Source organism: Streptomyces sp. NPDC043427 (assembly GCF_056436655.1).
In genome coordinates this window covers 208,923-215,794 of sequence record NZ_JBWKCC010000013.1, presented here as the reverse complement: position 1 = coordinate 215,794, position 6,872 = coordinate 208,923, and the positions used below count along the sequence as shown (strand labels likewise).

The following is a 6,872-nucleotide window of genomic DNA, read 5'->3' as shown; positions in this document are numbered from 1 at the left end:
CACCGCCACTCCGACCGGCACCGCCACTCCGACCGGCACCGCGACCCCGACCGGCACCGCGACCCCGACCGGCACCGCCACTCCGACCGGCACCGCCACTCCGACCGGCACCGCCACTCCGACCGGCACCGCCACTCCGACCGGCACCGCGACCCCGACCGGCACCGCGACCCCGACCGGCACCGCCACTCCGACCGGCACCGCGACCCCCACGAAGCCTGGTGATCACGGCGACCACGAGCACGGCCACGACGACGGCAACAAGCCCGATGAGCACGGCCACGACGGTGGTAAGAAGTCCGACGAACACGGCCACGACGACGGCAAGAAGTCCGACGAACACGGCCACGACGACGGCAAGAAGTCTGACGAACACGGCCACGACAAGCACAGCCACGACGAGAACAAGTGGTCCGATTGGCACTGAGTTCACAGCCTTGATGGCTGGTCAGTCGATCGGGTTACCTGTCCGATTGTCGATCACTGATGCCATGTAACCGAATCGAGCCGCTGATGCCGACCGATCCGGTCCATGGCATGGAGAAGGGGCGCCCCTCAGCAAGGGGCGCCCCTTCTGGCCTGCACGTCCATGACCTGCGAAGGCGGCGGGATCCGAGCCCACGGGGACGCTTCCGCGTCCTCACGTTTTCAAGACCGTTCCCTCAGGCCGCTCGGGCAACCCACCTACGCCCCGACCCACCTGGGACGGAACGGGTGAAGCGTACCGGGATCGCTCGCCGGGCTGGGGCCTGGTCCACTTCACCGCTTCCGGCAGGTGATCGCCAGGGCCGCTTCAGGCACCCACCCCCAGGAAGCGCAGCACGGCCAGTACCCGGCGGTGGTCGGCGTCGGCCTTGGGGAGGTCGAGTTTGGCGAGGATGTTGTTGATGTGTTTGGCGACCGCGCTCTCGCTGACCACGAGCTGGGCGGCGATACCCGCGTTGGAGCGGCCCTCGGCCATCAGGGCGAGCACATCCCGTTCGCGGGCCGTCAGCCGTTCCAGCGGATCACTCTGCCGCCGTACCAACAGCTGGGCGACGACCTGCGGGTCGAGTGCGGTACCGCCGTCCGCCACCCGCCGCAGCGCCTCGACGAACTCCTCGACGTCCGCGACCCGTTGCTTGAGCAGATAGCCCACCCCGCTGGTGTTGGCGGCGAGCAGGTCGGCGGCGTAGCGCTCCTCGACGTACTGGGAGAGCAGCAGTACGGCGGTCGACGGCCGGGTCTGTCGGATCGACAGCGCGGCACGCACCCCCTCGTCCGTGAAGCCGGGCGGCATCCGGACGTCCACCACCGCCAGGTCGGGCCGGTGCTCCTCGACCGCGGCCAGCAGTCCCTGTGCGTCGCCCACATCGGCCGCCACCGCGAAGCCGGCCATCTCCACCACCTTGACCAACCCGATCCGCAGCAACACGGAGTCCTCGGCGATCACGGCACGCCTCAGCTCGGGCACGGCAGCTCCACGCTCATCATGGTCGGTCCCCCCACAGGGCTGCTCATTCGGAATGTTCCGTCCACCGACCGCACGCGCTGGGCAAGCCCCGTAAGGCCGCTCCCCTTGGACGGATCGGCCCCGCCCAGACCGTCGTCGGCGATCACCACTCGCAGTATCTCGCCCAGCAGGGTGACGGTCACATCCGCCCGGGTCGCCTCCCGTGCGTGCTTGGCGATATTCGTCAGCGCCTCGGAGACCACGAAGTACGCGACCGCCTCCACCGCCGGCATTGGTCGTCGCGGTAGATCCACCCTCAGCCGTATGGGCAGCGGGGCGCGGGCCGCGAGCCCCGACAGTGCCGCGTCCAGCCCGAGTTCGTCCAGGACGGCCGGGTGCAGCCCACGCACCAGAGCGCTCAGCTCCTCGATCGCCTCCTTCGCCTCCCGGTGCGCCGTGTCGATCACCTCCCGCGCCTCCGGCGGCAGATCCGTCAGCGTGGCCTTGGCCAGACCCAGATTCAGCGCCAGCGACACCAGCCGCTGCTGCGCGCCGTCGTGCAGATCCCGTTCGATACGCCGCCGTTCCGCGTCCGCGGCGTCCACCGCTCCGGCCCGGCTCTCGGTGAGGTCCTCGACCCGCCGCGCCAGGTCCTCCTCCCTGCTGCGGCCGAGCAGGGCGGGCACCATGTGGCACTCCAGGCGTACGAGGGCGGCGGCCAGGCCCGGGACGGCGGCCAGCACGACCAGTCCCGCCACGGAGACGTACGCCGCCTGCGTGGTGTAGCCGAGGTGCTCCATCCGCCACTGCCAGGGCAGGGCGTAGACCCACGCCGAGGTCAGTGCCGCGGCCACTCCGGCCACCAGCAGCCCCACCACCAGCACTTCCAGTCCGCCGAACAACGCCCCGGCCAGGCAGTGGTAACCGAACTGGCGCCACGGTCGTCGCCACCCCGGGCGGGGTATGTCGATCCCGAGCAACTGGCGGAAACGCCAGCGCTGGGCCGCGGTCAGCGCCGGTACGGAGAACGCCGTCAGCACCAGCGCGAACCCCAGGATCACCGGTGCGGTGCTGTCCCGCCCAGCGGCGATCTCCCAGACGAGGCCGAAGATCATGAACACCAGGGATCCCATGAGGAGGTGGAGCGGCGCCCCCAGAGCAAGGAAGGCTGTGTCGCGGGTCAGACGGGTGAGCGCTCGCCGCAGCCGGGGCGGGATCTTCATGACCCAACCGTAGGTGTCGGGCGCCGTGGCCCGACATGCAACTGCTGTCCGTAACTGGGGTGTAGCCAGTGCCACCCCTGGACGGACAGCGGTGTTACTGACTCCGGCCGACGGAGACCGGAGGGTTGATCACGAGCCCGACGGCCGGGTTCCTGACACCGGAAGAGACCTCCGACGTGGCCCTCCTTGCCTTCAACTCCTCCGTCGCCAATGGCTGTTGCCCCACTGGCGCTGCCCGCGGCTCCGTTCGCCTCGGCCGCGCCCGCCTCTGGCAGGGCCGGTTACTCACGGGTGCGGGTCTCGCCCTGCTGCCCTGGCTCGGCTACCTCGCCGGCACCCTGCCGCCCGCCGAGGCCGCCGCCTGGGTCGCCCTCGACGCCCTGGAGGCCGTCGCGCTGCTCACCGCCGGCAGCCGCTTGTTGCGCGGCGATGCCCGTCACCGTGCGCCCGCGGCCGCCGCGGCGGTGCTCCTCCTCGCCGATGCCTGCATCGACCTCGCCACCGCCGCCCCCGGCCCGGAGCTGGCCACCGCCGTCGCGATGGCCGCGGCCGCGGAACTCCCCCTCGCGGCCCTGTGCGCAGTGCTCGCCGCACGGCCGGCGCGGGGTTCCCAGAAGCGCGGTTGATCTGTTGACCCCGCCGGATCGGCGCACGGCGTTCAAGGGTTGCGCACAGCGTTCCGGTCTGCGTACAGTGTTCGCAACGAAGGGAACAGCGTTCGCGGCAACGGAACACTGTTCGCAGCGAGGACCGTGTTCGCAGGCCGGAAGGAAGCAGGGGAACCGATGGAAGCCCGCACCGAAAGCAGCAGGGACGGACGCAATCCGCGTCGCTGGTGGATCCTCGTCGTGCTGTGCCTGAGCACGGTGGTCCTGACGATCGACAGCATGGCGCTGACCGTCGCGGTGCCCTCGATGACCGAGGACCTCGGCGCGAGCGCCCAGGACACGCAGTGGATCCTCGACTCCTACATCCTGGTCTTCGCGGGTCTCCTGCTCACCTCGGGCAGCCTCGGCGACCGCTTCGGCCGTCGGCGGGTGATGCTGATCGGGCTGGTGCTCTTCGGGGCGGCCTCACTGGCCGCGACGCTCTGCACCAACCCCGGCGAGGTGATCGCCGTCCGTACCGCGATGGGCGTCGGCGGGGCGCTGATCATGCCGTCCACCCTCTCGATCCTCATCACCGTCTTCGACGAGGAGGAGCGCGGCAAGGCGATGGCGGCCTGGGGTTCGGTGTCGATGCTGGGGCTGGTCGGCAGCCCGGTCCTGGGCGGTGTCCTGATCGACCACTTCTCCTGGCACTCGATCTTCTTCCTCAACGTCCCCGTGGTCGTGCTCGCCATCGTCGCCGGTGTGGTCCTGATGCCGGAGTCCAAGGCGCCCTGGCAGAAGCCCGACCCGCTGGGTGCCGTGCTCTCCGCGGTCGGCATGACCGCGCTGGTCTGGTGGATCATCGAGATCCCGCAGCACGGCGCGTTCGGCGGCCGCTCGACCCTCACGCTGGCCGTCGCCGTGGTCGCCCTGGCCGGGTTCGTGGTGTGGGAGAACGTCACGAAGGCGCCCATGGTCCCGCTGGTCCTCTTCAAGCACCGCAACTTCAGCGGCGGTTCGCTCTCGCTGGCGCTGGTCCAGATCGGCAACGGCGGTCTGCTGCTGGTCCTCACCCAGTACCTGCAGTTCGTCCTCGGCTACTCCCCCGTCAAGGCGGGCCTCGCCTTCCTGCCCCTCGCCATCGCCGCCCTGATCGGCAACGGCATGGGTGTGAAGCTGGCCGGGAAGATCGGCAACCGGTTCGTGATCCTGTCCGGCATGCTGGTGATGGTCGCCTGCTTCGCCCTGCTGACCACGGTCGACGCCGACTCCGGCTTCACCGTCCCGGCGATCTCGCTCGGTCTGCTCGGCCTCGGCGCGGGTCTGGCGATGCCGGCCGCGGTGGGCGCGCTGATGGGCACCATCCCCGCGGACAAGGCGGGCGTCGGCTCGGCCCTCAACGACACCATCCAGCAGGCCGGCACCGCCCTCGGTATCGCGATCCTCGGTTCCCTGCTGACCAGCGGCTTCGCCGCGGAGATGCCCGCCGACGCCCCCGAGGCCGCCCGCCAGTCCATCGGCGGCGCCCTGGCGGTGGCCGGTCAGGACACCGACCTCGTCCGAGCCGCCCGCGAGGCCTTCACCGACTCGATGACGACCACCTTCACCGTCAGCGCGATCGGCGTCCTCGCGGCGGCGATCCTGGCCACGCTGGTGATGCGGGACCGCAAGCCGCAGGAGCAGACCGAAGCCTCGGCGAAGGCACAGGCACAGGAACAGGAACAGGAACTGGTCGTCTGACCGACGTGGAGCACGCCGAAGGCCGGCACCCGGAGAGGGTGCCGGCCTTCGGCGTGGTCGCGGTGGGGCCGGGAGGCCCGGGGCGAGAAGGTGTGGGTCAGTTGTCGCCGACCCGGGAGGCCAGGGTGACCTCGGCCGTGTGGGTCTTTCCGCCGCGTTCGTAGGTGATGGTGACCTTGTCGCCGGGCTGGTGGGTCCAGATCTCGCCGATCAGGGTGGGGCCGCTGTCGATGACGTGGTCGTCGAGCTTGGTGATGACGTCGCCGGGCTTGAGGCCCGCCTTGTCCGCGGGGCCGCCGGACTCGACCGGCGAGGAGCCGCCGGAGCCCTGGTCGGTGATCTTCGCGCCGCCACTGGAGTCCTCCAGGGAGACGGACGCGCCGATCTTGGCGTAGACCGGCTTGCCGGTCTTGATCAGCTGCTGGGCGACGTACTTGGCCTGGTTGATCGGGATGGCGAAGCCCAGGCCGATCGAGCCGGACTGGCCGGTGCCGCCCATACCGCCGCTGCCGGTGGACTGGATCGCGGAGTTGATGCCGATGACGTTGCCCTGGGCGTCGAGCAGCGGGCCGCCGGAGTTGCCCGGGTTGATCGACGCGTCGGTCTGGAGGGCGCTCATGTAGGACGCCTGGCTGCCGGAGCCGTCGCTGGAGGCCACCGGGCGGTCCTTGGCGCTGATGATGCCGGTGGTCACCGTGTTGGACAGACCGAAGGGGGCGCCGATGGCGATCGTGGAGTCGCCGACGGCCACCTGGTCGGAGTTGCCCAGCGTGAGCGGCTTCAGGTCCGACGGGGCGTTCTTGAGCTTGATGACCGCCACGTCGTAGCCCTGCGCGTGGCCGACCACCTCGGCGTCGTACTTCTTGCCGTTGGGGAAGGTGGCGGACAGCTTGCCGCCGTCGACCGCCTCGGCCACCACGTGGTTGTTGGTGACGATGTGCCCCTCGGCGTCGAAGACGAACCCGGTGCCGGTGCCGCCCTCGCCGCTGTTGGACTCCGCCTCGATGGTGACGGTGCTCGGCAGCGCCTTGCCCGCCACACCCGCGACGGTGCCCGCGTCACGCTTGACGGAGCCGCCGCTGGTGGAGGCGGAGACGGTGGTGGAGCCGGTGTCGTCCTCGTTCTTGGCCAGCGTGTAGCCGAGGCCGCCGCCCAGGCCGCCCGCGACCAGCGCGGCCACCAGGAGGCCGGCGATCAGTCCGCCGCGCCCCTTCTTCGGTGCGGGGGCGGGCTGCTGCTGGTACGCGGCGCCCCATCCGCCGCCCGCACCACCGGCGCCGCCGCCGGCCAACCCGTCCCATCCCGTACCGGCGCCGCCGCCGTCGGCGTAGGACGGGGTGGCGGGCGGCGGGGGCGGCCAACCGGCGTCAGGCCCGGCGGGCTGGTGACCCGTGGGCTGGTGGCCAGTGGGCTGGTGACCGCCCTCGGGGCCCTGCGTGCCGTTCGAGGCCGTCGGGTACGTCGGCGGGTGCCCGGGGTGCGCCGGCTCCGGTCCGCCCTGCGCGCTCGCTGGAGCAGCGCTCGCCGGTCCGCCGTGGGCGCTCGGGGGCGGGGGCGTCGGCGCGCCGCCCTCGTGCGCGGCTGCCTGTGGGGAAACCGCGGGAGATGCCACCGGCACGGGGGGTGCGGACGGGGCCGGGGGTACCGGGTTGCCCTCGTTCTCGGTGCTCACAGCTCTTCTCCTCGATCCACGGCTGTTGTCCTCGGTCGCACTCGGTCACGCTCGTTCACGCTCGTCGTCGACCCGGCGCGCTGCAGCTGTGCATGTGCTTTTGTATGCCGTCAGCTTTTCCCACGGGCCGTCAGAGCACCATAAGCGGTGGCTGTGGGTCCACGACCACTCCTTATATGGGACATGTAGGGCGCATTGGACGCATCCCCGGAACA

General features: G+C 71.0%; 5 protein-coding genes and 1 pseudogene. 3 read left to right on the top strand and 3 right to left on the bottom strand.

Translation table 11 applies throughout. The annotated features are described in order from the left end of the window. Positions 1-427: pseudogene (locus AC067M_RS22305) on the top strand (hypothetical protein); the annotation flags it as partial. Positions 428-793: 366 nt separating this feature from the next. On the opposite strand, the gene AC067M_RS22300 reads toward AC067M_RS22305, so the two are convergent. Next, positions 794-1,432 (bottom strand): response regulator, encoded by a 639-nt coding sequence (locus AC067M_RS22300; protein WP_478698760.1) that lies wholly within the window; start codon positions 1,430-1,432, stop codon positions 794-796. A gap of 8 nt (positions 1,433-1,440) precedes the next feature. After that, on the bottom strand, positions 1,441-2,655 hold the full coding sequence (locus tag AC067M_RS22295; protein WP_478698747.1) for a sensor histidine kinase: 1,215 nt from the start codon (positions 2,653-2,655) through the stop codon (positions 1,441-1,443). 125 nt (positions 2,656-2,780) lie between these two features. Here AC067M_RS22295 and AC067M_RS22290 point away from each other — a divergent pair, with 125 nt between their 5' ends. Continuing rightward, positions 2,781-3,281: a hypothetical protein gene (locus tag AC067M_RS22290; protein ID WP_478698746.1), complete on the top strand. Its 501-nt coding sequence runs from the start codon at positions 2,781-2,783 to the stop codon at positions 3,279-3,281. A gap of 159 nt (positions 3,282-3,440) precedes the next feature. Further along, the gene (locus AC067M_RS22285; RefSeq protein WP_478698745.1) at positions 3,441-4,985 is read left to right on the top strand and encodes an MFS transporter; all 1,545 of its coding nucleotides are present in this window, start codon (positions 3,441-3,443) and stop codon (positions 4,983-4,985) included. Positions 4,986-5,082: 97 nt separating this feature from the next. On the opposite strand, the gene AC067M_RS22280 is transcribed toward AC067M_RS22285, so the two are convergent. After that, positions 5,083-6,657, bottom strand: coding sequence for a S1C family serine protease (locus AC067M_RS22280; protein ID WP_478698744.1), 1,575 nt, complete (start codon positions 6,655-6,657; stop codon positions 5,083-5,085). Between the last annotated feature and the right edge of the window lie 215 nt (positions 6,658-6,872).

Bases quoted from the DNA above. Each gene is read 5' to 3' on its own strand.
- AC067M_RS22295 (WP_478698747.1), bottom strand. From the start codon at position 2,655: ATGAAGATCCCGCCCCGGCTGCGGCGAGCGCTCACCCGTCTGACCCGC.
- AC067M_RS22285 (WP_478698745.1), top strand. From the start codon at position 3,441: ATGGAAGCCCGCACCGAAAGCAGCAGGGACGGACGCAATCCGCGTCGC.